The sequence below is a fragment of the Actinomadura geliboluensis genome, from assembly GCF_005889745.1.
GTDB lineage: Bacteria > Actinomycetota > Actinomycetes > Streptosporangiales > Streptosporangiaceae > Spirillospora > Spirillospora geliboluensis.
Map to the genome: position 1 here is coordinate 1 of NZ_VCKZ01000712.1, position 1,752 is coordinate 1,752.

Annotated in this window: 1 protein-coding gene and 1 pseudogene; both read left to right on the forward strand. The window is 74.8% G+C overall.

Annotated features, from left to right (window positions below):
* Positions 1-1,449: SNF2-related protein (locus tag ETD96_RS43740; RefSeq protein ID WP_240808651.1), on the forward strand; the 1,449-nt coding region annotated here is incomplete at its 5' end.
* Positions 1,446-1,752: pseudogene (locus tag ETD96_RS43745) on the forward strand (hypothetical protein); the annotation flags it as partial. The gene ETD96_RS43740 and the pseudogene ETD96_RS43745, both read left to right, overlap by 4 nt.

Here is a 1,752-nt window from a genome sequence, read left to right on the forward strand (position 1 = left end):
GAACTGGAGCCGCTGGTGATCGCGGTGCACTGGCTGGTGCACGTCGATCCCGCGCAGGCCGATGTCGTGGTGGAGAGGGTTCCGTCGCTGCTGAGGCAGGCCCGGCGCAGGAGATTCCTGCCGCAGTCCCGGCGGAAGCGGCGGGCGGTCGCCGAGCTGGCGGAGATCCTTGAAACCGCCGCGGTCGTGCCGCCCGAGGTCTCCGGTGAGGAGGCGCGGCGCGACTACGAGCGGCGGGCGGCCGACTACCTCGCGGTGCTGGCGGACGTGGCGGGAGTCGCGCCCGAGGGCGAGGCCGCGGAGGGCTTTCTGCCGCCTGAGGCGGCGGCACGGGTCGCGGCCCAAAGGCTCGACGAGACGCATCTGAAGGTGCCGCTGGCGGATTACCAGGCGTTCGGGGCCCGGTTCGCGCTTGAGCGGCGGCGGGCGATCCTGGGTGACGGGATGGGGCTCGGGAGGACGGTCCAGGCGATCGCCGCGATGGCGCATCGGCGGGCGGAGGGCGTGACGCGCTTCCTGGTGGCGTGTCCGATGAGCGTCCTGCCCTCGTGGGTCCGGGACGTGGAGGCGTGCAGTGCTCTGCCTGCGCATCCGCTGCACGGGCCCGGCCGGGGCGCGGCCGTGAAGAAGTGGGCCGATGCGGGCGGCGTCGGTATCGTGCCCTTGGAGTCGCTGGCCGACCTGTACGTCTCCCCGGACGTCGCGGTAGGGATGTTCGTCCTGGACGAGGCTGACCGTGTGAAGAATCCCGACAGCGCTCGTGCGCGGGCGATCGGTTCCTGGGCCGAGCGCGTGGACGACGCCCTCTTTCTCACCGGGCTGCCGATGCGGGAACGGGCGGAGTGCTTCCGCACGCTGGTGGAGCTGCTCGGCTCGGCGGTGCGGCCGGAGTACGCGGTCCTGGGGTCGCGGGAGTTCCGGGCGGGCGCCGCGCCGGTGTACCTGCGGCGGGAGCAACAGGACGTGTTCAGGGAGCTGCCCGATATCGTGCGCGTGGACGAGCTGGTGGCGCTCAGCCGGGCCGACCGGGCCGCCTACCGGGACGCGGTCGAGGCGGGCGACTTCGATGCCATGCGACGGGCCGCGTACGCCGTCCCGAAGACGTCCGCGAAGCTCAGGCGGCTGCGGCGGCTGGTCGAGGAGGCGGTCGCGGAGGGCTTGGAGACCGTCGTGCTGTCCGGCTTCCCGGAGGTGCTGGAGGCCGTCCGGGACGCGGTCGCCGTCGCGACGGCCGGGATCGGCGCGCCGCCTCCGCCAGGCGCGGCCGTGGCGATCCTCTGCGAGCCGCAGCCGGACCGGGACCTGGAGGCCCGCGCGATCGGCCGCCTCCAGGGCCGGGCCGGTCCCCTGCTGGTGCACCGCCTGGTGGCGCCGGGCGTGGACGAGCTGGTGGGCGGCGATCCCGCACGGATCATCGAGGACGAGCAGGCGCGGTGGGGAGCGGAATGACCGGCGAGGCCAAGGACGTCCTGCGGGACGGGTCGGCGCTGCTGGGTGCCGCGCGCGATCTGATCGCCGACCACCGGCGGGCCGTGGCGGACGTCCACGCCGCGCTGGCGCCGCTGCGCGCCGAGGCGGCGAAGGGGCGGCTGCGGGAGATCCCGCTGGCGCGGTTGAAGGACGTCACGGACGGGCGGCTGCGGCTCGGCCCCCTGGAGGAGGCGGGGTTCGGCAGCGTCGCGGACGTCCTGGAGGCGACCCCGTACCGGCTCCAGCCCTCGTCGGGGTGGCCGTCGGCGAGGCGGCGTTCCC